Here is a 22,575-nt window from a genome sequence, read left to right as displayed (position 1 = left end):
GTTCCCTTTTGGTAACTTACAGCCGAAAAGCTGCCTCCTTTACAGGTCGAAGTCAATTCCTATTCTAGCGTTAGTCTCTTTTTGAGACCACTTTCAGAACGCAGAAGGAACGACCCATGAGCGAAACCATCCTGGTCACCGGCGCCGCCGGGCAGCTCGGCCAGCGTGTCATCCACCACCTCATAGAGACCTACAAGGTCGCCCCAGGCAAGATCGTCGCGGCGACGCGCAGCCCGGAAAAACTCACCAAGCTGGCAGACAAGGGCGTCATCATCCGGAAGGCTGATTTCGATGATGCCGCCGGCCTGGAGAAGGCTTTCGCCGGGATCGACCGTCTGCTGCTGATCAGCACCGACGCGCTCGACACCCCCGGAAAGCGCCTCGCGCAGCACAAGGCCGCGGTCGCGGCCGCCGTGAAAGCAGGCGTCAAGCACATCGCCTATACCTCGATGCCGGCGCCGGACAATTCGCTCGTCACCTTCGCGCCCGACCACCTCGGCAGCGAAAACGCCATCAAGGCAAGCGGCATCGCCTATACGATCATCCGTGACGCCTGGTATCACGACAATTACCTGCATAGCATGCCGCACAACCTGCAGGGCGGCAAATGGTACAGCGCCACGGGCAATGGCAAGGTGTCGACCATCTCGCGTGATGACTGCGCCCTGGCGATCGCCGCGGCCCTTGCCTCGGGTACATCCGAAAGCGCGACCTATACGCTGACTGGCGCGGCATCGCTGGACAACCGCCAGATCGCGGCTATCGTCTCCGAAACCGCCGGAAAGCCGCTCGAGGTCATCGATGTCAATGACGAGCAGCTCGGCCAAGGCATGCGCGGCGCCGGCCTCCCCGGCTTCGTCGCCGATATGCTGGTCTCCGCCGACGCCAATATTCGCGCCGGCAATTTCGACATCATCACCGAAGATTTCACCAAGCTGACCGGCAAACAGCCCCAGCCACTGAAGGATTTCTTCGTGGCGCACAAGGCGGCGTTGACGACGGTTGGAACTGGTGAGCACTGATACAATTGGGCGGTGGCTCCCCCTCTCCCCGGCAGGGCAGAGGGGAGCCCTGCCGACCAGTTGCTTCCTAAACCGTCTGCCCGCAAGCCCGGCAGAAGCGGCGCACCGTTTCGGCCATCCCAAACTCCAGCGCATCGGCAGTCAGCCCGTGGCCGATCGAGACTTCGGCAAGCGCTGGGATGCGCTTCACCAGATCAGGCAGGTTTGCGACCGTCAGATCGTGGCCGGCGTTGACGGCAAGGCCGATCGCCAGCGCTGCGTCCGCCGTGCGACCTAGCGCTTCGAGGATCGGAGCTGCTCGTTCCGGCGCGTCGTAGCAGCCGCCATAGGGGCCGGTGTAAAGTTCGATCCGGTCGGCGCCCGTCGCCTTCGCCAGCTTCACCGCTTCAGCATCGCCATCGCCATCGGCAAAGAGCGACACACGGCACCCCATCTTCTTCAGCCTCGCGACCACATCGGTGAGGAAAGCCTGATGTTTGCGGAAATCCCAGCCGTGATCGGAGGTCGCCTGGGATGGATCGTCGGGCACCAGCGTCACCTGCTCGGGTGCGGCACCGGCGCAGAGATCGAGGAATTCGTCCGTGGGGTAACCCTCGATGTTGAATTCCGCCGTGGGGAATTCGTCATCGATCAGGTTACGAATGACAGGCAGGTCTGAAAATCTTATATGGCGCTGGTCGGGGCGGGGATGGACCGTCAGGCCGCTGGCGCCCGCGGCAAGGGCTATGCGTCCGAGGCCCTCAACGCTCGGCCAAGGCAGATCGCGCCGGTTGCGCAGCATGGCGATGGCATTGAGGTTCACGGAGAGCTTGGCTGGCATGGCGGATTATCCATTGGTGTCGGAAGCGGGAGGCCCCCGCTTTTAAGCCAAGTGCCCGGCGATGGCCAACGAGAATCGCAGATGCATCCGATACCGATTGCTGATGGATCTGGGTTACAACCGAGAGCGAGCATGAATACTAGTTCCCGCCGCCCTAAAGGAGACCTCTCGATGCGCCGGCGCGGCGGTGTTTTTGCCGTGACCTTCGGGCAAAGCCTGCAAAACACGCCGTCGCGTTGCGATCCCATTTAAAAGAGATTACTTTTAGCACTTCTAAAAAAGATCGTTCACGCATAACGTGGACATAATGTCGCGTAAACGTAGGCCGCGTACTGCTTCTTTCCCCATGGAAGACGCTCAGAGGAAACCCCACTCGCCGCGACCGGGAAGCAACTGGCAAATCCGCATGAGGTGCAACAAGATGCCCTAGGAGGGTTCATGCCAGACGGTTCCAAACGCCTGTTTGCTGCCGCCGGTGTCGCTTCGGAGGGCCGGTCGAAATACCGGTTTCTGCCTTCGGCCGCGCTGCCACCGGATCTGCCGGAAGGTCCGGTGCCCATTGCCGATATGGCCAATGCATTCGGCGTTACGCACAGGACACTACATTTCTACGAAGAGAAGGGTTTGATTTCAGCCAATCGCATCGGCCTGATGCGGGTCTACGGCCAGGACGACGTGATGCGCATGGCTGTCATCACCGTCTGCCGCGAAACGGGCATGCCGATCGCGGTTATCCAAGAGTTGATGGACGAGCTTCGCAACGCTGATTCGCAGGAAAAGGCCGAGGCTATGTTTCGCGAGGCCTTGCAGGTGCGCAAACGCGAGCTGACGGCTGAGATGTCGACGCTTCACCGCCAGCTTCAGCAGGTCGGCGATCTCCTCGAATTCGACGACAGCATAGAGGCGCAGCCGCTCAACGACAATCAGGACAGTGCCGGCCTGACCGCGCAGGAGCGGCGTTGCCTGGAACTGATGGCAGAGGGCTATTCCACTCAGCGCATTGCCCGGGCGCTCGACCTGAAGCATGACGAGACCCGCGATCTCGAGGCCGGAATCATCCTGAAATTCCGCGCCAACAACCGCTTCCAGGCGATCGCCAAGGCCGTTCTGCTCGGCATCGTGCAAGCCTAGCACAGGCCGTGCCCCGACAGCCGCCACCGTCCCCTGCTCCCGGGCCGAACCTCATCCGCGAACGATCGTGAGTGTCTCCGCCGCGCGGGTGATTGCGGTATACAGCCAGCGTTCTCGCGTGTCGCGAAAGGCCCAGCTCTCGTCGAAGAGCACAACGTCGTTCCATTGCGAACCCTGTGCCTTGTGTACGGTCAGCGCATAACCGTAATCGAACTCGTCATAGCGCTTGCGGGTGTTCCAGGGGATCTCGCCTTCGACATCTTCGAAAGCCTGTTTCAGCAGCTTGATCTTGGCCGCCCCGCGATCCATGTCGTCGTCCTCGGGACGAACGAGGAGATTGATGCCGGGTTTCGTCGTTTCCTTCGATGAGGTCATCACCTGCCAGAGCGAGCCGTTGAGCAGGCCCTTGGCCGGATCGTTCCGAAGGCAGACGAGCTTGTCACCAGTCTGCGGATAATCGGCGGTGAAACCCTTCAATTCCCGCAGGCGCTGATTGTAGCGCCGCCGCGTCCGGTTAGTGCCGACGAGCACCTGATCGGCGTCGAGCACGAGCTGCTGCGTCACCTCGTTCTTCGAAATCACCTTGGCCGTGCCGTAATCGCCATACATGATCTCGTTGCCTTCGCGCACCTGCATGGCGAGCTTGATGATCGGATTGTCGCGCGCCTGCCGGTGGATATCGGTCAGAAGATAATCCGGTTCTTGATTGGTGAAGTAGCCGCCGCCGCTGACCGGCGGCAGCTGGCCGGGATCGCCGAGCACAAGGATCGGCGTGCCGAAGCTCATCAGGTCCTTGCCGAGCGCCTCGTCCACCATCGAGCATTCGTCGACGATGATCAGCGCCGCTTTCGCGACCGGACTTTGCCGGTTGATCGAAAACATTGGCGCAATCGAGGTCTTGCCAGTCTCCTCATCTTCCACCGCTTCTTCGCCGCGGGGTCGGTAGATCAGCGAATGGATGGTCTTGGCATTGGAAGCGCCGCGCGACCGCAGCACCTGCGCCGCCTTGCCGGTGAAGGCGGCAAACAGCACATCGCCATCGACATTTTCGGCAAAATGACGGGCAAGCGTCGTCTTGCCCGTCCCAGCATAGCCGAACAGGCGAAAGAGCGGAGAGCGCCCTTCCTTCAGCCATTTCGAAACAGCCTTCAGGGCTTCGTCTTGTTGCGGCGCGAATTGCATGATCGCAGGACTTGGCAGGATTCGCCGGCGTTAGGCAAGGCGGAAAACGGCAAATCGCCGGGCCGGGGGATCATCCGTTCCACTGCCGGTCCGCACCGCTCGCGCACATTGATGGATCCCGCCCCATAGCGTCGATGAGAAAATCCAGAACTGTCTTGACGCGCAGCGGCATGTTGCGTCGCGACGGATAGACGACGGTGACCGGCAGCCGGCTCGGCTGGAAATCCTTCATCACGGCTACCAGCCGGCCGGCCGCGATATCGGGCGTAGCAATAATATGGGAAAGCACCGCGAGACCCGCGCCGGCAAGGGCAGCCCTGTGAATGGCGACGGCATTGCAGGCCGTCAGCCGCGGCGAAATCCTGACCGATAGGTCTTCCGAGCCGTTCGAGAAGGACCATGTATTGGCCTCGCCTGCCCTGCTGTAGCACAAGCACTCATGATCCTTGATGTCCTTGGGCGCGCGCGGAGCAGCCCTGCGCGCGAGATAGGCGGGAGACGCGACAAGGAAGGCTGTGGTCCAGCCAATCCGCCGGCAGACGAGGCTACTGTCGGCGACCGGTCCGAGGCGCACTTCGAGGTCAAGCCGCTCCTCGATCATATCGGAGCTCTGCTCTCTGAAGAGCAGTTCGACCGAAAGCTTCGGATAGGCGGCAAGAAGATCGCCGAGCCGCTCACTGAGATAGAGGCCGAGCGGCGCAGGAACGCTGAGCCTGACCTTCCCGGAAGCCATGGCCCCTTCAGAGCCGGCCGCATCGCCCAGTTCCTCCACCGCTTCCAGAATCCGGAGCGCCATCGGCAGCATCCGTTCCCCCTCCGCCGTCAGCGACAGGCCGCTCGTCGTGCGATGGAGCAGGCGCGTGTTGAAATGGACTTCGAGGGCTGCGATCTGCCGTGAGACCGCTGGCTGCGTCACGTCGAGATCATGCGCCGCCGCCGAGAAGGACCCCGTCTCCACGACGCGCTGAAAGGTCCGCAATGCTGAAACGATATCCATCCCTGCCCCCTCATACTTTTGCGCATAGGCTTTATGCGGGCAGACTAAGCGAGAATGGCTTTACAGTCCAGATATTACGGATATCTTTTATCCATAAGGATATCAAATATCCTTAATAAAGGAGAGAGAGATGACCCAACGATTGAACTATGCCCAGCAGTCCCCGGAGCTGTTCAAGAAGTTCATGGAATTCAGCATGGCGCTCCGCAGCAGCGTGATCGACGAGAAGCTTCAGGCGCTGATCGAGATCCGCGCCTCGCAGATCAACGGATGCGGCTTTTGCCTCGACATGCATGTGAAGCAGGCAAAGATCCATGGCGAGAGCGAACTTAGGCTCCATCACGTCGCCATCTGGCGTGAATCCAACCTGTTCATCCCTCGCGAGCGCGCTGCACTTGCCTGGACGGAAGCGCTGACGAAGCTGCCGGAGGGCGGCGTCCCCGACGAGATCTACGAGCGGGTTCGCGGTCAACTTTCGGAAAAGGAAATCTCGGATCTGACCTTCGTCATCATGGCCATCAATGCCTGGAACCGCGTCAATGTCGGCTTCAAGACCGTGCCCGGCACGGCCGACAAGGCTTATGGTCTTGATAAGGCCGGCCTGACCTAACCCTCGCAATCCATTCAGAAGAAACTTTGACGCTGCCGTAATCATGGCAGCGAACGGAGATCTGTTATGAAAATCGTTGTCATCGGCGGAACCGGCCTCATCGGTTCGAAGACTGTCGATCGCCTGCGCAAGCGCGGGCATGAGGTGAGCGCCGCCTCGCCGAACTCAGGCGTCAACACGGTCACCGGCGAAGGTCTGGCGGAAGCGTTGGCGGGCGCCGACGTCGTGCTCGACCTCGCCAACTCGCCCTCCTTTGAGGACAAGGCAGTACTCGACTTCTTCGAGACATCGGGGCGCAATCTGCTCGCCGCGGAAAAGACTGCCGGCGTGAAGCATCACATCGCGCTTTCCGTCGTCGGCACCGAGCGGCTGCAGGAAAGCGGCTATTTCCGCGGCAAGCTCGCCCAGGAACAGCTGATCAGGGCGTCGGGCATTCCCTATACCATCGTGCATTCGACGCAGTTCATGGAGTTCCTGAACGGCATCGCCCAGTCCGGCACGGTCGGCCAGACGGTTCGCCTGTCGCCCGCCTATGTGCAGCCGATCGCTTCCGACGACGTCGCCGACGCCATGGCCGACGTGGCGCTCTCCGCCCCGGCCAACAAGACGATCGAAATATCCGGCCCGGAGCGGGTCCGTCTCAGCGAGCTTGTTGCCCGCTATCTAAAGGCGATGAAGGACCCGCGGACCGTGGAGGCAGACGCCGAGGCGAAATATTTCGGCGCCAGGCTGAACGACCAGTCGCTTGTATCCGACGACGATCCGCGCCTCGGCTCGATCACCTTCGAGCAGTGGTTCGCCACATCCGCCCGGCCGAACTGATCGGCCTCCTCACCCAGCCGACAAGGAGATTCCCATGATCAAGTCATCATTCCTCGCTGCCGCCCTCGCCCTTCTGGCAACGACCGGCGCTTCCGCCCACGACAGCAGCAAATCCGCCAAGGTGACGCTCGTCTATGAACACGAACTGCCAAACGTGCCGGGCAAGAGCATCAAGGGCGTGCTGGTCGAATACGGCCCCGGTGGTCTCTCCGAAGGCCACACCCATCCCGACTCGGCCTTCATCTACGCCACCGTGCTGGAGGGATCGATCCGCAGCCAGGTGAATGACGGTCAGGTCAAGACCTATCAGGCCGGCGAGAGCTTCTCGGAAATGCCGGGCGACCGCCATAGCGTCAGCGCCAATGGCAGTGAGACGCAGCCGGCCCGCCTGCTTGCCGTCTTCGTCGTCGACACCGATCAGAAGGAGCTGACTTTCCCGCTGCAGAACTGACGACCCCGCCAAAGGCCATCTGCGCGAGCCCATGCTTGCGCGGCTGGCCGACATGCTCAATCATGCGCCGCCCGCCCCTCCCGGAGAAAGAGTGAGATGATCTACGACGCGCTCTTCGGCAAGCCTCTGATATCTCTCATAGCGGTCGGCTTCGCCGGCATCATCGTCTGGTACTTCCTCTCCAGCCAGCGGCCGACAACACGGCTGGTGGTGCAGATCCTCTTCTTTGCCATGATGACGCTGATCCTCGTCGGCAGCGGCATCGAACCCCACCGCTTCCAAGGATATGCGTCGCAGGACCCGCAGGCCCTGCTCGTCATCCTCGCCAAATCGCTCTGGTGGATCCACCTCGCATGGGCCGTCATCGGCTTCATCAGGCTCTATCTGGTGCTGGAGGGCAGCCCGCGCGAGGCCCGCCTGCTCCAAGATCTCGTCGTCGGCATCGTCTATATCGGCATGATGCTCTCGATCCTCGCCTTCGCCTTCGGCGTGCCGATCGGGACCCTCGTCGCCACATCAGGCGTGGTCGCCATCATTCTCGGTCTCGCGCTGCAGAACACGCTCGCCGACGTCTTCTCCGGCATCGCGCTGACGCTCGGCCGTCCCTATGTCATCGGCGACTGGATCCTCTTGAGCGATGGCACGGAAGGGCGCGTCTTCGAGAGCAACTGGCGTGCGACGCACATCCTGACGCCCGGCAACAATATCGTCGTGCTGCCGAACAGCTTTCTTGCCAAGCTCGGCCTGACCAATGTCAGCCGGCCGGACGAGACCCATCTGCTGTTTCTTACCATCCGCATCGCGCCCACACGGATGCCAGCATCGATCCGCCAGGTCATGCTCTCGGCGCTCACGAGCTGCAATTCGATTGTGCGCGAGCCGCCGCCGGTCGTCGCATTGAAGGGCCTGGATGCCACCGCGCTCGAAGTCGAGCTGCAGTTTCGGGTGACGAGCCCCAGTCAGCGCGTGCCGGCGCGAAACGAGGTGCTCGATCTCGTCTATCGCCATTGCAAATCCGCCGGCCTCTTTCTCGCCGTTCCACCGGCGGCCAAGGTCCTCACCGCCGATCTGCCGACGGAAGAAAACGCCAAGCCGCCAAGCGTAACGCCGCTTGCGCTGATCCAAGCCATTCCGGTCTTTGCGGCGACGCTGACATCCGATGAAAAGGAGAAACTCGCCGAGTCCTCCACTGTCCGGCAGTTCCGCAAAGGCGATGTAATCGTGCGGGAGGGCGAAATGCTACCCTCGCTGATGATGGTGCGCGCCGGCATTATCGTGGCGCGGCGCGAAGGCGAAGAGCGCGGGCGGTTTGCACCGGGCGATTTTTTCGGCGAGACCGGCCTGCTCGCCGGCATGCAGGAAGTCTGCACCCTCGAGGCCCTGACCCCGACGGCGGTTTATGAAATCGACCAGGAGGCCTTCGCGCCGCTGCTCACCGAACGCCCCGCCCTGGCCGAAGAGATTGCCGCAGCCCTCGCCGAGCGCGCCGAGCGCTTCCGCGACGGCGCCGCTCTGCCGCCGGAGCAGGTTCGCAACGCCCATGCCATCCTCAAGACCATCAGGACCATCTTCAGGGCATGATCAGCCGGCACGCTGGAGCACCCACTGAAACGTGCCTTGCCAGATATCGGCCGGTACCTCCTCGGATAAGGTGCCGACGAGATCGGAGAGCCGGACGGCTCTCAGCGTATTCCGCCAGGCCTCGTCGGCTTCCCACATGACGCGCGCGACCGCGCAAGGCTTGCTGTCGCAATAGCCTGCCGGCCGGCACGGATTGTTCTCCCGAATATTTGTGCAGGTGAAGCTGCGCGCCTTTCCCTCGACCGCCTCGACGATGTCGAGGAAATTGATCTCGGACGGGGATCTCGCAAGCCTGTAGCCGCCGCTCGGGCCGAGCGTGGTATTGACAAGGGAAGCTTGCGAAAGGCTTTGCAGCGCCTTGGAGAGATATTCCTTCGGCAGACCATGCAGCTCGGCGAGCGCCTTGGTGGAGAGATACCTGCCCTCGGGCAGGCCCGCGAGAATGGCGCAGCAGTGCAGCGCCCACTCAACCTGGCTTTTCAGGATCATTCAAAAACTCGCAACGGCCGGTTCTGCCACGGAATTAAGGATATATGCTATCCGCAAACGTGCGCGATGTAAATGATTGCCGGCGACGGCGAGGCTCTGCCGTAGCGCCGTGAACATCGGGACGGGACGGCTCAGATCGTCTATTCATACCAGCGACACGATTACGCAGGCATTTGAATAAAGAAAGAGAGGAGAGAACGCGATGCCCAAGATGATCTTCGTCAACCTGCCGGTGAAAGACCTCGCCGCTGCTACCCGCTTCTACGAAGCGATCGGCTGCAGCAAGAACGAACAGTTCAGCGATCACCAGGCCTCGAATATGGTCTGGTCCGACGCCATCGTCTTCCACCTCTTGACGCGCGATTACTTCGCGACCTTCACCTCGAAACCCATCGCCGAGGCACGGAAGGCAAGCGAGATGCTGATCGCGCTGACAATGGACGGCCGCAAAGACGTGGACGCCATCGTCGAGGCCGCCGCCGGGGCCGGCGGCATAGCCGATCCGCGCCCGGCAACTGACATGGCCTGGCTCTACAACCGCGCCTTCGAGGATCCGGATGGCCATATATTCGAAGCCGTTTGGGTCGACATGGCGGCGGCCTCTGCCTCCAGCCAATAACCATAGCGCCTCCGGGCGAAGCCGCTCGTCCCGGCCTCGCCCGCTAAAATTTTCGCTTAACCAGGAATAAAACCAGTTCGCCTCGTGTCTCATCTCAGGTATCGCAGCATTGCGTGCCAAACCTGAGGAGAGACATCATGACACGCGTGAAATTCCTGCCCGTCGTGGCGGCAGCCGCCCTTGCCGCGACAGCTGCCTTCGCCGCCGCTCCCGTCAAGGAAGTAGATTCCGCCAAGGGCAAAGTCCTGGCCGGAGAAAACGGCATGACCCTCTATACCTTCAAGAAAGACACCAAAGGCGTTTCCAACTGCTATGACGACTGCGCCAAAAACTGGCCTCCGCTGATGGCGGCTTCCGATGCCAAGGCTGATGGTGCATATTCGATCATCGACCGTAAGGATGGCACGAAGCAATGGGCCAAGGATGGCATGCCGCTTTACTACTGGGTCAAGGACAAGAAGATGGGCGACATCACCGGCGACGGTGTCGGCGGCAACTGGGATCTCGCCAAACCTTGATAGCTAGGGCCTTGATGCCAAGAGTGCCGGCATGAAGATACCCGCACCGGAAAGCTTCGAGGGCCAGATCTTGGCCCTCCTCCCCTCGCTCAGGCGCTATTCGCGCAGCCTGACGCGCTCGGATGCCGACGGCGAGGATTTGCTCCAGGACTGTGTCGAGAAGATTCTGACGCACCGCGGCCAATGGCGCGGACTCAATCTGCGCGGCTGGGTCCTGACCATTATGACGAACCTCTATCGCAACGGCCGGCGCGGCAAAAGACGCGGCGGTCTGGTCGAACTCGACGCCGCAGAGGATGTAGCCGCCCCCGAACCGGCGGCCGATCCGCTGGAGCGCGCCCGGCTCAACGATGCGCTGAACAGCCTTTCGGAGGAGCACCGCGCCGTGCTGATGCTCGTCGTCATCGAGGGATATAGCTACAGCGAGGTCGCCGCCGCGCTCGATATTCCGATCGGCACCGTCATGTCCCGACTGTCGCGCGCCCGTCGGCGAGTCGCGGAGCACCTGAAGGCCGACAACATCATTACGCTCCGGAGACCGAAATGAACGAGACCAATCCGAGCGTCACCGAAGCCGATCTCCACGCCTATGCCGACGGCCAGCTGGCTAAAGCGGCGCGCACCCGCGTCGAGGCTTACCTCGCCGACAATCCGGAGGAGGCGGCAATGGTCGCCGAGTGGCAGGCTCAAAGTTCGGGCATCCGCTCGCTCTTTTCAGGTTACGAGAAGGCCAAGGATACCGATCCCCTTCTCGTCGCACCCGCCCGCGCCGTCTCATCGGGGGCAAGGCACTGGAGGACCGCCGCTGCGGCCCTGCTCGTCTTCGCGCTCGGCGCCGTCAGCGGCCACTATGGGTCAGGTCTTCTGGAAACGCCGGGTCTGCAGCTTGCCGGCTCGGAGACCCTGCCTAAGCAGGCCGAGACCGCCTTTACGGTCTATGCCGCCGAAGTTCGCCATCCCGTCGAAGTTTTCGCCGACGAGGAGGCCCATCTCGCCACCTGGCTCGGCAAGCGCCTAGCGATCGAAAACCTCAAGATCCCCAACCTGCAGCCGCTCGGCTTCAAGCTTGTCGGCGGCCGCCTGCTGCCGGTCGACGGCAGGCCGGGCGCGATGTTCATGTACGAGAACCAGGCCGGCGAGCGCCTGACCGTCATGGTCGGCCGCAATAGGGAAAACCGCACCACGAGCTTCCGATTCGCTTCATCCGGCAATCTCGAGACCTTCTACTGGATCGATGGTGAACTCGGCTACGCCGTCACCGGCGAAATCTCGCGCGAGACACTACGTGAGGTGGCCGAGGAGTGCTATCGGCAGTTTCCGTCGTGAGACTCAGCGCAGCGGGTCGTTAGCGAGCTCGATCGGCTTCCCATGCGGCGTGGCTTCGGCCGCACGCTGCCAGCTCTTCTGCAGGTCGAGGATGGCGGATGCATCCGCTATGCCACGGCTAACCAGGAGCCCTGAAAGCGCCGCAACCCAGCAGTCGAAGTAGTCGCTGCCGTCCTTGGCGCGGCTTGGCTGATGCAACTCCTTTGAGAGAGCCGCTGCCCATTCGCTCCAGGTGAAGATGCCCTTTTCGTGCAAGTACAAGGCCATGGCGAAGGCTTCCGCCGCCCAGGGCTCGGGGAAGACGGGATCACCCTCCGACGACGTCGGCAGCCCCGGCGATTGCGCGATCTGAGGGGATGTTTCACAGAGGCTCAAGATAGCTCTCCCAGGCATCGATCGAGACCGTCAGCGACGGATCCGCGCCCTCGCCCCAGACCTCTGCTCCATCGAAGACGACGGTATAGAGCCACTGCGGGTTCTCGCCCTTGCCATGCGCATTATCGTCTGGAAAAACGAACGAACCCTGCACTGCTTCGACCACGCCCTGCTTGGCGCGCGCATAGCGCGGCAGTCGTGTATGCGTCGCAGGGTTGAAATTCTTCGTCTTTACCCGTTCGCCGACCACGAAGAGCGGCGCGGTTTCGACGGGACGATCGCAAGGCCCGCCTTTCGCCAACACCGCCGGCACCATCTCCGCCCTTAGCACCCGCTTCGGCGCCGCGCCGTCCCGCAGCTTGTGCCCGGACAACAATTCCTCGCGCGTCGCAAAGCCGTGCCGCTCCAGCAGCATCTCCACGCCGCGGATCCAGATCTCGTAATAGCTCGCCGCGAGATAATCGGCCGGCGGAATGCTCTCGCGTGCATGCCGACTTTCATCGATCGTCCAGGCGCCAAAGGCGCCGCAGGAAAGGGTGATCCCCAGCGCCCGCTTTTCCCATTCGGCATGAAAATAGGGCTCGCCTTTTTCGGGCGAGACAGGCCCGAAGCCCATTTGACCGCCGAGATCGTGCGGTCCATTCATGATAGCGCCTCCGGGCTGCCGGCGACTGCGGTGCCGATCATCGCGTCGCGGCTGACGAGGTCGGCAAGTGCAGCTTCGTTCATCCCCGCCGTCCCTTCTGGCCGCTCGGGGATCACGAGATAACGCAGCTCTGCCGTGGAGTCCCAGACACGAATCTTCTTCTCCTCTGGCAGCACCAGCCCAAACTCGGCAAGCACGCTGCGCGGATCGATGACGGCGCGGGAACGGTAGGCCGGCGCCTTGTACCAGACCGGCGGCAGGCCGAGCACAGACCAGGGATAACAGGAACAGAGCGTGCAGACGATGAGGTTATGGGTGTCGGTCGTATTGAAGACGGCGCGCATATGCTCGCCCTGCCGGCCGATGTAACCGAGGCTGGCGATCGCCGCCGTCGCATCGCGCTTCAGCCACTCGGCGAAATCGGAATCGTTCCAGGCTTTCGCGACGACCCGAGCACCATTCCGCGGCCCCACCTTCGTCTCATAAGTTTCGACAATCGCATCGATCGCCGCCGGATCGATCAGCCCTTTCTCGGTCAGCAGCGTTTCCAGCCCTTTTACGCGCGCCTGCATATCGGAGTAATGGTTGTCGTGATCGTGACGGTGCTCGTCGTGGTCATGGTCGTGCAAGGCTATGTCCTCCCGAACGGCAATAGGCCGGCCGCTTCTTCTCTCTTGCAATGCTGGTTTCCCCTTCTCCCCAGGGGAAGAAATGTGGCCCCAGGGGTCGGAGGAGGCGGCGGGGGACTCGCGGCAAGGTCCGGCCCTTCCTCAAAGCATCCGCGTATGAACATCTCTCCCCTTTCTATCACACCCTATGCCCCCGCCAAGTCCTCCTATCCCCCTCACGCATTTCCGTTAATCTCTCACAATGAACATCCTGATTCTTGGCGCAACCGGCTTCATAGGCTCCGTCGTCGCAGCCCGGCTCGCGGCTGATGGACACAGCGTAACAGGGCTCGGCCGAAATCCCGGACGGGCGCGCTTGAAGCAGCCTGCTATACACTGGCGGCAGGACGATCTCGCACGCATGACGAAGGCGGAGGACTGGGACGATCTCCTCAAGGACCAGCATGCCGTCGTCAATTGCGCTGGCGCGCTGCAGAACAGTCTTTCTGACGATGTGACCGCCACACAGGCAGATGCGATGCTCGCGCTCTATACCGCCGCCAAACACTCTCAGCCCCTGATCGTCCAGATATCGGCAAGGACGGCGGGAGCGGCCGCCGTCCTTCCCTTCCTCGCCACCAAACGGCGGGCCGACGAGGCGCTGGCGGCAAGCGGCCTGCCTTACGTCATCCTGCGCCCTGCCGTCGTTCTCGGCCGCAATGCTCATGGCGGCTCGTCGCTCATCAGAGCGCTGGCCGCGTTTCCCCTTGTATTGCCGCTCACCCATGCGCAAAGTCCGGTCGAAACGCTTTCGGCGGACGACGTGGCGCAAGCCGTTTCACGGGCGGTTGCAGGCGATCTCCGCGGGGATATCGTTCTTGCCGCCGACGAGACACTGACGCTCGCCGATCTCGTGCACCTTCACCGGCAATGGCTCGGCCTGCCGCCGGCGCGTGTCTTTTCTCTTGCCCCATGGCTCGCCAGGCCGGTGACGTGGTTTGCCGATCTCTCCGGCCTGTTCGGCTGGCGCTCACCGCTGCGCTCGACAGCGATGACCGTGATGTCGGAAGGTGTGCGAGGCGCGGACGTGAAAAATAGGCTTCCCTCGACTTCGGCCGCGGCAACGCTCGCGGCCAATCCCTCCGGTGTGCAGGATCTCTGGTTCGCCAGGCTCTATCTGCTGAAGCCGATCGTCATATCAGGCCTGTCGGCCTTCTGGCTGCTCTCCGGCCTTATCCCGCTGCTGTCGGTGACGAAGGCCTCTGCTCACTTCCTGCCCTTCATGCCGGAGGCGGCGGCAACGGCGCTGACGCTTGTCACCTGTGTCATCGACATCGCCCTCGGCGTCGCCATTCTTGTCCGCCCGCTCGCCAAACGCGCCCTTCTCGGCATGCTGGCCGTCTCGTTGGCCTATCTGACAGGCGGCACACTTCTCGAACCGGCGCTCTGGCTCGATCCGCTCGGGCCCCTTATCAAGGTACTGCCGTCGATCCTGCTGACGCTCACGGCCCTTGCCACACTGGATGAACGCTGATGCCCGAGCAATGGCTGCTGCTTGCCCATGTCATCGGCGCGACCGTGCTCTTCGGCACCGGCGCCGGCATCGCCTTTTTCATGGTGATGGCGCATCGCACCCGCGATCCGTCGCTGATCGCCCATGTCGCTGGGACCGTCGTCATCGCCGACACCTTATTCACGGCCACCGCGGTCATTCTCCAGCCGGTCACCGGCTATCTCCTGGCGCGATCGATCGGCTGGGATCTCGCGGAGGGCTGGATTACGCTGTCGCTGCTACTCTACGTCGTGACCGGCCTGTTCTGGTTGCCGGTCGTCTTGATCCAGATCCGGCTGCGCGACCTCGCTCGCGCAGCAGCAACTTCGAAAAGCGCCCTGCCGCCCAGCTATTACAGTCTCCACCGCATCTGGTTCGCCTGCGGCTTTCCTGCCTTCCTCGCTGTCATCGGCATCTTCTGGCTGATGCTGACGAAGCCGTCGATCGCTTTATTTTAACATCGGCCAGAGGCTCGCCACCAGAAGCACGGCCATGGTTATATTAAACCATTTCAGCCGCACCGGGTCGGAAAGCCATTCCCTGAGCGCCGAGCCAAAGCCCGCCCAGGTCGAAACGCTCGGAACGTTGACCACCGCGAAAGCCAGGCCGACGATCAGCACGCTCGCGAGATAGAGCTCAGGAATCGTATAGGTCGCCATGGCGGTCACTGCCATCACCCAGGCTTTCGGATTGATCCACTGGAAAACCGCGGCAGAGAGGAAGGACATCGGCGTCGCACCGCTCCTGGCTTCGCTGAGCGAACGCGATGAGGCGATCTTCCAGGCGATCCAGACGAGATAAGCGCCTCCCGCAAACTTGAGCGCCGTATAAACGGCGGGCACCGTGTGCAGCAGCGCGCCGAGACCGAGGCCGACGCCGATGAGCAGCGAGAAGAAGCCGGCGCCGATGCCGAACATATGCGGGATGGTCCTGCGGAAGCCGAAATTCACGCCCGAGGCGAAGAGCATCATATTGTTCGGCCCCGGCGTGATCGAGGTCGTGAAGGCGAAGAGAACGAGGGCGAAAAACGTATCCAGCGGCATGCGACCTCCCAAAACCGGCCTTTTGCTTATTGCTCTTATTTAGGTCAGCATAACTGCCACAAATTCCGGATGCCATTGCATCATTGTCATGGTGACAGGATTACTTGAAAGATGGCGACGCGGCCCAATCTCTTGAGCAGGAAGAAGAGCCATGCAGGACGACCCCATCCCCTCCGTCAGATTTCCGAACGGCATCGACGTGCCTGCGCTCGGCCAGGGAACCTGGGCCATGGGCGAGGATGCGGGCGATGCCCGAGCCGAGATCGACAGCCTCAGAGCCGGCATCGATCTCGGCATGACGCTGATCGACACCGCGGAAATGTATGGCGACGGCGGCGCCGAGGAGATTGTCGGCCAGGCGATCACGGGACGGCGCGACGAGGTCTTCATCGTCAGTAAGGTCTACCCCTGGAATGCCAGCCTGAAGGGTACAATCGAAGCTTGTGAGCACAGCCTTGAGCGGCTGGGCACCGACCGCATCGATCTCTATCTCCTGCACTGGCGCGGCAATTATCCACTTGCAGAGACCGTCGCCGGCTTCGAAATGCTGAAAGCGTCCGGCAAGATCAGCGCCTGGGGCGTCTCCAACTTCGACACCGACGATATGCAGGAACTGCTCGCCGTTCCGGACGGCGCCAATGTCGCCGCCAACCAGGTGCTTTACAATCTCTCCCGCCGCGGCATCGAATATGACCTCCTGCCCTGGTGCCAAAGCCGCGGCGTCCCCGTCATGGCCTATTCGCCGATTGAGCAGGGACATATCCTGCATAATGCGGAACTCATCCGCATCGCCAAGGCCTACCAGGCGACCCCTGCCCAGTTGGCGCTCGCCTTCCTGCTGAAACGCGACGGCGTCATCGTTATCCCCAAGACTTCGAATGCAGGACGCGTCCGCGAAAACCGCGACTGCGTCTCGCTCGACGTCACCGACGAGGATTGGCAGTCGCTGGACGCCGCCTTCCCGCCGCCGGCAAAGAAAAAACCGCTGGAGATGCTTTAGCTGAGTCCGGTGGGATTTCCGCCATAAAGCTGCAACAAACCGTCCGAGAGTTCACGACTGGATCGATCGGCCCGCGTTGCCGGTGAAGGAAAAAATCTGAGCGGACGCCGGATCCGGCGCCCGCTTGAGACATATCACATCCCCTGCGCGCCGCGGTTCATCGCCGCGATGCCGGTGCGGCAGACTTCGATGAGACCGAGCGGCTTCATGATCGCGATGAACTGGTCGATCTTCGCCGACTTGCCTGTTATCTCCAGGATGAAGTGATCGATCGTCGCATCCACCACCTTTGCATGAAAGGCATCGGCAAGACGCAACGTTTCGGCGCGCGTTTCGCCCTCACCGATCACCTTGACCAGTGCCACCTCACGCTCGATCGGCCGTTCCTGGCCGAGTTCGCGCGCCCGCACCGTCAGATCGACGACGCGATGGACCGGCACGATGCGATCAAGTTGCGCCTTGATCTGCTCCAGCACATGCGGCGTGCCGCGCGTGACGATGGTGATGCGGGAAAGATGCGCCTGGTGCTCCGTCTCCGAAACCGTGAGGCTTTCGATATTGTAGCCGCGGCCCGAAAACAGGCCAATGACACGGGCAAGGACGCCGGGCTCATTGTCGACGAGAACCGAGAGCGTGTGGCTCTCGATTGCCGTCGTTTCCGGAGAGATGAAATAGGCAGAGCCCGTGGGCTGAAGATGTGCGTTCATGGTCCTGGGGTTCCTCTGACTTTTTCTTAGACGAGCTGGCGGCCCTTGGCGTCGATCGCGTTGGCGACCGCTTCATCGGTGGCTTCGTCCGGCAGCAGCATTTCGTTGTGCGCCTTGCCCGAAGGGATCATCGGGAAGCAGTTGGCGAGATTGGCGACCCGGCAATCGAAAATGACGGGCTTCTTGACCTCGATCATCTCGACAATGGCATCATCGAGTTCATCCGGCTTGTCGCAGCGCAGCCCGACGGCGCCATAGGCTTCCGCCAGTTTGACGAAATCGGGCATCGCCTCCGTATAGGAGTGCGACAGGCGGTTGCCGTGCAGAAGCTGCTGCCACTGGCGCACCATGCCCATATACTGGTTGTTCATGATGAAGATCTTGATCGGCGCGTCGTACTGGATCGCCGTCGACATCTCCTGAATGCACATCTGGATCGAAGCGTCGCCGGCGATGTCGATGACGAGGCTTCCGGGATGGGCGATCTGGACGCCGAGGGCCGCCGGCAGGCCGTAACCCATCGTGCCCAGGCCGCCCGAGGTCATCCAGCGGTTCGGCTGCTCGAAGCCGAAGAACTGCGCCGCCCACATCTGGTGCTGGCCTACCTCGGTCGTGATGTAGGTGTCGCGATCCTTGGTATGCGCATAGAGCCGCTCCAGCGCATATTGCGGCATGATCACGTCGTTGCTTTTCGTATAGGCGAATGAATTGCGCGCCCGCCAGCGGGCAATATCGCTCCACCAGTCCTCGAGGCGGTTCTTCTCAGGCTTCTTCGGCAGCGCCCGCCACAGGCGGACCATGTCTTCCAGGACATGGCCGACGTCGCCGCGAATGCCGATATCGACGCGGACGTTCTTGTTGATCGACGATGGATCGATATCGATATGAATCTTCTTTGAGTTCGGGGAAAAGGCATTGAGACGGCCCGTGATGCGGTCGTCGAAGCGGGCGCCGATGCAGACCATGACGTCGCAATCATGCATCGCCATGTTGGCCTCGTAGGAGCCGTGCATGCCGAGCATCTTCAGCCAGTTCTTGCCCGAAGCCGGATAGGCGCCGAGCCCCATCAGCGTCGAGGTGATCGGGAAGTCGGTGAGCTCGACCAGTTCGCGCAGCAGCTTGGAGGCTTCAGGGCCGGAATTGACGACGCCGCCGCCGGAATAAATAACCGGTCGGCGCGCATTCGCCATCAGCTCGATCGCAGCATGGATCTGGTTGAGGTCGCCCTGGATTTTCGGCTGGTAGCTCTTCTGGATCGGGTAGTCGGCAGGCGGCGTATAGGTGCCGGTCGCAAACTGAACGTCCTTCGGAATATCGACGACGACGGGACCGGGACGGCCGGACTGAGCGATACGGAAGGCTTCGTGAATGATGGCGGCGAGCTCGTTGACGTCCTTGACCAGCCAATTGTGCTTGGTGCAGGGGCGGGTAATGCCGACCGTATCGCATTCCTGGAAGGCGTCGGAGCCGATCAGCGAAGTCGGAACCTGGCCGCTCAGGCAGACGAGCGGGATCGAATCCATAAGCGCGTCCTGCAGCGGCGTGACCGCATTGGTGGCGCCCGGACCAGAGGTCACCAGCATGACGCCGACCTTGCCGGTGGAGCGGGCGTAGCCTTCGGCCGCATGGCCGGCCCCCTGCTCGTGGCGCACGAGAATGTGCTTGATCTCGTCCTGCTGGAAGATCTCGTCATAGATCGGCAGAACCGCGCCGCCGGGATAGCCGAAGATATGTTCGACGCCGTTGTCCTTCAGCGCCTGGAGAACGATCTCCGCTCCTGTCATCCGATTGCCTGCCGCCTGATTGTCCGTGCTCATCTGTCTGTTCCGTTTGATGCTGGGATTTGCGTTTGTGGCCGGAAGCCCGAATTTCGGGCACAAAAAAAGGCCCCGGAGGAGCCTGTCATTTAGCGCATGGGTGGCTGTCGCCGGATGGTTACACCATCCTGCCCATGCGCTTTCCCACCACGATAAGAGCCGTTGCGATTTTCATGGCGGGAAGTGATAGACAGAAAATTTCGCAGCGTCAACGCATGCCGCAATAAAAAACTGCGCCGCGCCTGCGCCTGCCAAAATCGATAGGATGAAGGATTTGTTAAAGGATCGATCTTATCCTTTAACGCTACTGCAGGGAGTAGCCCGTTGCTCAACAACGACTTGCGCATGTCTGGCAAGGCAGGCGAGCACGATCGCCGCGACAGCCATACGCCGGGAAATCGCTTTCTCGGCCGCGTCGTTGCATGCAGCGGCTCCAGAGCGACGATTGCCGCCGTGGCCGAACAAGGCGGCACCGATCTCACCGAGCTCTGGTCCGTCGGCCGGCTGATTTCGATCAGTGTCGGCCGCAACCGTGTTGTCGCCCTGGTTTATCAAATGAACACCGGCAGCCATGCGTGGGGCGAAGGCGAGGACAATAAATTCAGGATCGAGACCGAGCTCCTCGGTGAAGTCCGTGTCGACGAGGACGGGCGAGAGGAATTTTCGACCGGCATCTCGCGTTATCCCCATCTTGGCGCCATCGCCCATCGCATCCGTGCCGCGGACCTCATGCGCATCTACGATGCCGGAACAGGTACGACCGCCGTCATCGGCAAGCTGACGCAGGACGAAAGCATCGATGCGGCGATCCACATCCCTTCGATGCTCTCCAAACATTTCGCCGTTGTCGGCTCGACCGGCGTCGGCAAATCGACGGCCGTGTCGCTGCTCCTGCACAAGGCGATCGTGGCGGATCCGAAGCTGCGGGTGCTGATCCTCGATCCGCACAACGAATTCGCCGCCGCTTTTCCGAAGCATGCCGTCACCATCGACACCGATACGCTCGACCTGCCCTTCTGGCTGATGCGGCTCGAAGAATTCGCCGAAGTCGTCTTCCGCGGCCGCCCACCGGTGCCCGAAGAGCTCGACATGCTGCGCGACATCATGCCCGAGGCCAAGCGGGCGTTCCGCGGCAGCGACAATTCGCTGGTGCGCCGCACCACGGAAAAGAGTTCGATTACCGCCGATACACCAGTTCCCTACCGAATGGCTGACCTGCTGGCGCTGATCGACGAACGCATCGGACGCCTGGAAGGTCGCGGGGAAAAGCCCTTCCTGCGGTCGCTGAAGATGCGCCTCATCGCCGCCATCAATGATCCGCGTTATCACTTCATGTTCTCCAACAACACGATCAGCGATACGATCACCGACACCATCGCGCAGATCTTCCGTATTCCCGGCGATAGCAGGCCAATCTGCACCTTCCAATTGGCGGGCATCCCATCCGAAGTGGTCAATTCGGTCGCCTCCGTGCTCTGCCGCATGGCTTTCGAGGTTGCGCTCTGGAGCGACGGCGCCATCCACATGCTTGTCGTCTGCGAGGAAGCCCACCGCTACATACCGTCAGATCCGAATCTCGGCTTCATTCCGACGCGCCAGGCGATCGCCCGCATCGCCAAGGAAGGCCGCAAATACGGCGTTTCGCTCGGCATCATCACCCAGCGGCCGGGGGAACTCGACCAGACGATCCTTTCGCAGTGCTCGACGCTCTTTGCCATGCGCCTTGCCAACGATCGCGACCAGGAAATCATCCGCTCGGCCATCCCTAACTCATCGATCTCAACGACGAGCTTCATCTCCTCGATCGGCAACGGGGAAGCGATCGCCTTCGGCGAAGCGATCAGCGTGCCGATGCGCATGCGTTTCTCCCGGGTCGCCGAGAACCTCCTACCGAAGGCCGCCAGCGCCAACAGCAAGCATAGTGAGGAAGATCCCGATACTGTCGATCTGCGCAAGATCGTCACCCGCATGCGGGCGGTGACTGTCGGGCCTGATATTTCGAATTTCCAGCAGAGCGTTGCGGCATCCATACCGAGTTTTGACGAGGCGCAGGAAACCGGCGAGGGTTTCGAGACAAACCCCGTCATCCCGCCCGCGCCCGCTTCGGCGCCGCTCGAATCCTACCGGCGCGAATTGCTACCGCAGGCGCCGCGGCTGGACCCGGCCGAGCCGGCCCCGATCGATCCGCGCCTGGACGCGCTACGCCGCGAACTGCGTCGCGAAGAACCCGTCTTCCCCCGGCCGGCGCCACCGGCAGACCAGCCGCCGGTCGTTCGCCGGGAACCGGGCACGTCGCTGCGCGAAAGCATCCTGAAAAAGCCGGTGAGCAGACTTTACAACAAGGATTGATGCTCCAGCTCGATCAGCGGCTGAGCGTTGTCGAGCACGCGCTGCCGCTCCGCCAGCCCTAGCGGCATGAGGGGCCGCGGAAGTTCCGCCTGGACGCCCAGGAGATGCTCGGCCAGCGTATAGACCACGCGAATGCTCCCATACGCCTTGAACACCTCCCAGAGCGGCTGAAGCAGGCTATCCAGCCTGTGCGCCTCGACATCATTGCCAGCCATGGCGGCCTTCGTCAGAGCGAGCGCCGTGCGCGGAAGCAGCCCGCTGATAACGCTGTACCAGGCGTCTGCGCCGGAAAGCAGTGCCTCCGCCGCACCCCAATCGCCGCTGTAGCCGATCGAGAGATCGGTCTTTTGCCGCAATTGCGCAAGCTCTCCTCGCAGGTCACCGTCGGCCGGCAGCGGCATTTTCACCGCCTTGATCGTCTCGACATCGGAAAGGCGCTGCAAAAGCTCGCGGCTGAAGGTGAAGTGCGTCGTGCCGGGATTGTTGTAGATGCAAAGCGGAAGCCTGGTCGCCTTCGCCACCGCAAGGAAATGTTGGTAGGCTTCTTCCTGGGTCAACGGCGTGTAGGAAACGGGCGCGAGGAGAAGCGCGTCCGCGCCGGCAGCCTCGGCGTCCCTCGCCAGATCCAGAGCATGGTCTGTTCTCAGAGCGCCGGCGCCGACGATAAGCGGAACACGGCCGTTGACGCATTCGACGGCCGCCTTGACGGCCCGAAGCCGCTCCTCGCGCGTGAGATAGGCATAGATCCCGGTGCTGCCGAGAAGGCCGATGGAGGCGGCGCCCGCGTCACACAAAGGGTCCAACAGCCGGCAGAGTGCTTGCGCGTTCACGCGACCATTGATGTCGGCGGGCGTCGGTGGAAAGGCCGAAAGACCACGAAACGGAGAAACTGAAGACATGATGCAATCCT

General features: G+C 62.0%; 25 protein-coding genes. 14 read left to right on the top strand and 11 right to left on the bottom strand.

Annotated features, from left to right (window positions below):
- Nucleotides 1-116: 116 nt before the first annotated feature.
- Nucleotides 117-1,022 (top strand): SDR family oxidoreductase, encoded by a 906-nt coding sequence (locus FFR93_RS10845; RefSeq protein WP_138393210.1) that lies wholly within the window; start codon nt 117-119, stop codon nt 1,020-1,022.
- Between the two features lie 67 nt (nt 1,023-1,089).
- Here the strand turns inward: FFR93_RS10845 and FFR93_RS10840 are convergent, their stop codons facing one another.
- Nucleotides 1,090-1,842: a pyridoxine 5'-phosphate synthase gene (locus FFR93_RS10840; protein WP_064705523.1), complete on the bottom strand. Its 753-nt coding sequence runs from the start codon at nt 1,840-1,842 to the stop codon at nt 1,090-1,092.
- A 438-nt stretch (nt 1,843-2,280) separates the two neighbouring features.
- Here FFR93_RS10840 and FFR93_RS10835 point away from each other — a divergent pair, with 438 nt between their 5' ends.
- Nucleotides 2,281-2,973, top strand: a complete 693-nt coding sequence (locus tag FFR93_RS10835) for a MerR family transcriptional regulator (RefSeq protein ID WP_064705524.1) — start codon at nt 2,281-2,283, stop codon at nt 2,971-2,973.
- Nucleotides 2,974-3,024: 51 nt separating this feature from the next.
- Here the strand turns inward: FFR93_RS10835 and FFR93_RS10830 are convergent, their stop codons facing one another.
- Both FFR93_RS10830 and FFR93_RS10825 read right to left on the bottom strand, forming a co-directional pair.
- Complete coding sequence (locus tag FFR93_RS10830) at nt 3,025-4,155, bottom strand: ATP-dependent RecD-like DNA helicase (RefSeq protein WP_064705525.1); 1,131 nt, start codon at nt 4,153-4,155, stop codon at nt 3,025-3,027.
- 70 nt (nt 4,156-4,225) lie between these two features.
- Nucleotides 4,226-5,152, bottom strand: a complete 927-nt coding sequence (locus FFR93_RS10825; RefSeq protein WP_138393209.1) for a LysR family transcriptional regulator — start codon at nt 5,150-5,152, stop codon at nt 4,226-4,228.
- Between the two features lie 130 nt (nt 5,153-5,282).
- On the opposite strand from FFR93_RS10825, the gene FFR93_RS10820 reads away from it, so the two are divergent.
- The 4 genes from FFR93_RS10820 to FFR93_RS10805 all read left to right on the top strand — a co-directional run bounded on the left by FFR93_RS10820 (nt 5,283) and on the right by FFR93_RS10805 (nt 8,616).
- Nucleotides 5,283-5,762, top strand: coding sequence for a carboxymuconolactone decarboxylase family protein (locus FFR93_RS10820; protein ID WP_138393208.1), 480 nt, complete (start codon nt 5,283-5,285; stop codon nt 5,760-5,762).
- Nucleotides 5,763-5,828: 66 nt separating this feature from the next.
- Nucleotides 5,829-6,584, top strand: coding sequence for an SDR family oxidoreductase (locus tag FFR93_RS10815; protein ID WP_138393207.1), 756 nt, complete (start codon nt 5,829-5,831; stop codon nt 6,582-6,584).
- A gap of 34 nt (nt 6,585-6,618) precedes the next feature.
- Complete coding sequence (locus FFR93_RS10810) at nt 6,619-7,035, top strand: cupin domain-containing protein (protein ID WP_138393206.1); 417 nt, start codon at nt 6,619-6,621, stop codon at nt 7,033-7,035.
- A gap of 96 nt (nt 7,036-7,131) precedes the next feature.
- On the top strand, nt 7,132-8,616 hold the full coding sequence (locus FFR93_RS10805; RefSeq protein ID WP_138393205.1) for a mechanosensitive ion channel family protein: 1,485 nt from the start codon (nt 7,132-7,134) through the stop codon (nt 8,614-8,616).
- On the opposite strand, the gene FFR93_RS10800 is transcribed toward FFR93_RS10805, so the two are convergent.
- A complete protein-coding gene (locus tag FFR93_RS10800) occupies nt 8,617-9,105 on the bottom strand; it encodes an Rrf2 family transcriptional regulator (RefSeq protein WP_064705530.1) in 489 nt (162 codons plus the stop codon).
- 202 nt (nt 9,106-9,307) lie between these two features.
- Here FFR93_RS10800 and FFR93_RS10795 point away from each other — a divergent pair, with 202 nt between their 5' ends.
- From FFR93_RS10795 to FFR93_RS10780, 4 genes are all read left to right on the top strand, one after another.
- The gene (locus FFR93_RS10795) at nt 9,308-9,724 is read left to right on the top strand and encodes a VOC family protein (RefSeq protein WP_064705531.1); all 417 of its coding nucleotides are present in this window, start codon (nt 9,308-9,310) and stop codon (nt 9,722-9,724) included.
- Nucleotides 9,725-9,861: 137 nt separating this feature from the next.
- On the top strand, nt 9,862-10,242 hold the full coding sequence (locus tag FFR93_RS10790; protein ID WP_064705532.1) for a hypothetical protein: 381 nt from the start codon (nt 9,862-9,864) through the stop codon (nt 10,240-10,242).
- A gap of 31 nt (nt 10,243-10,273) precedes the next feature.
- A complete protein-coding gene (locus FFR93_RS10785; RefSeq protein ID WP_064705533.1) occupies nt 10,274-10,789 on the top strand; it encodes an RNA polymerase sigma factor in 516 nt (171 codons plus the stop codon).
- The gene (locus FFR93_RS10780) at nt 10,786-11,568 is read left to right on the top strand and encodes an anti-sigma factor (RefSeq protein WP_138393204.1); all 783 of its coding nucleotides are present in this window, start codon (nt 10,786-10,788) and stop codon (nt 11,566-11,568) included. Before FFR93_RS10785 ends, FFR93_RS10780 begins: the two co-directional genes overlap by 4 nt.
- A 3-nt stretch (nt 11,569-11,571) precedes the next feature.
- Here the strand turns inward: FFR93_RS10780 and FFR93_RS10775 are convergent, their stop codons facing one another.
- Genes FFR93_RS10775 through nthA form a run of 3 tightly spaced genes read right to left on the bottom strand, consistent with a single transcriptional unit; the run spans nt 11,572 to nt 13,161 of the window.
- A complete protein-coding gene (locus tag FFR93_RS10775) occupies nt 11,572-11,943 on the bottom strand; it encodes a nitrile hydratase accessory protein (RefSeq protein WP_138393203.1) in 372 nt (123 codons plus the stop codon).
- Entirely contained in the window at nt 11,930-12,589 is a 660-nt protein-coding gene (gene nthB / locus FFR93_RS10770; RefSeq protein ID WP_064705536.1) for a nitrile hydratase subunit beta, read from the bottom strand. The genes FFR93_RS10775 and nthB overlap by 14 nt, the downstream gene beginning before the upstream one ends.
- Complete coding sequence (gene nthA / locus FFR93_RS10765) at nt 12,586-13,161, bottom strand: nitrile hydratase subunit alpha (RefSeq protein WP_246661305.1); 576 nt, start codon at nt 13,159-13,161, stop codon at nt 12,586-12,588. The genes nthB and nthA overlap by 4 nt, the downstream gene beginning before the upstream one ends.
- A 298-nt stretch (nt 13,162-13,459) precedes the next feature.
- Here nthA and FFR93_RS10760 point away from each other — a divergent pair, with 298 nt between their 5' ends.
- Both FFR93_RS10760 and FFR93_RS10755 read left to right on the top strand, forming a co-directional pair.
- A complete protein-coding gene (locus tag FFR93_RS10760; RefSeq protein WP_138393201.1) occupies nt 13,460-14,731 on the top strand; it encodes an SDR family oxidoreductase in 1,272 nt (423 codons plus the stop codon).
- Nucleotides 14,731-15,207: a DUF2269 domain-containing protein gene (locus tag FFR93_RS10755; RefSeq protein WP_138393200.1), complete on the top strand. Its 477-nt coding sequence runs from the start codon at nt 14,731-14,733 to the stop codon at nt 15,205-15,207. Before FFR93_RS10760 ends, FFR93_RS10755 begins: the two co-directional genes overlap by 1 nt.
- Here FFR93_RS10755 and FFR93_RS10750 read toward each other — a convergent pair.
- The gene (locus FFR93_RS10750; RefSeq protein ID WP_138393199.1) at nt 15,199-15,792 is read right to left on the bottom strand and encodes a LysE family translocator; all 594 of its coding nucleotides are present in this window, start codon (nt 15,790-15,792) and stop codon (nt 15,199-15,201) included. The genes FFR93_RS10755 and FFR93_RS10750 overlap by 9 nt on opposite strands.
- Nucleotides 15,793-15,943: 151 nt before the next feature.
- On the opposite strand from FFR93_RS10750, the gene FFR93_RS10745 reads away from it, so the two are divergent.
- On the top strand, nt 15,944-16,792 hold the full coding sequence (locus tag FFR93_RS10745) for an aldo/keto reductase (protein ID WP_138393198.1): 849 nt from the start codon (nt 15,944-15,946) through the stop codon (nt 16,790-16,792).
- A 134-nt stretch (nt 16,793-16,926) separates the two neighbouring features.
- On the opposite strand, the gene ilvN is transcribed toward FFR93_RS10745, so the two are convergent.
- Both ilvN and FFR93_RS10735 read right to left on the bottom strand, forming a co-directional pair.
- Nucleotides 16,927-17,499, bottom strand: a complete 573-nt coding sequence (gene ilvN, locus FFR93_RS10740; protein WP_064711583.1) for an acetolactate synthase small subunit — start codon at nt 17,497-17,499, stop codon at nt 16,927-16,929.
- Nucleotides 17,500-17,525: 26 nt separating this feature from the next.
- Nucleotides 17,526-19,316 (bottom strand): acetolactate synthase 3 large subunit, encoded by a 1,791-nt coding sequence (locus tag FFR93_RS10735; RefSeq protein WP_138393197.1) that lies wholly within the window; start codon nt 19,314-19,316, stop codon nt 17,526-17,528.
- A gap of 324 nt (nt 19,317-19,640) precedes the next feature.
- Between FFR93_RS10735 and FFR93_RS10730 the strand changes: the two genes are divergently transcribed.
- A complete protein-coding gene (locus tag FFR93_RS10730; RefSeq protein ID WP_138393196.1) occupies nt 19,641-21,665 on the top strand; it encodes an ATP-binding protein in 2,025 nt (674 codons plus the stop codon).
- On the opposite strand, the gene FFR93_RS10725 is transcribed toward FFR93_RS10730, so the two are convergent.
- Nucleotides 21,650-22,564, bottom strand: coding sequence for a dihydrodipicolinate synthase family protein (locus FFR93_RS10725; RefSeq protein WP_138393195.1), 915 nt, complete (start codon nt 22,562-22,564; stop codon nt 21,650-21,652). The genes FFR93_RS10730 and FFR93_RS10725 overlap by 16 nt on opposite strands.
- Between the last annotated feature and the right edge of the window lie 11 nt (nt 22,565-22,575).

Source organism: Rhizobium sp. MHM7A (genome assembly GCF_005862215.1).
GTDB classification, from domain to species: Bacteria; Pseudomonadota; Alphaproteobacteria; order Rhizobiales; family Rhizobiaceae; genus Rhizobium; species Rhizobium bangladeshense.
The sequence above is the reverse complement of the archived record's forward strand: the minus strand, read 5'-3'. Positions and strand labels throughout refer to the sequence as shown.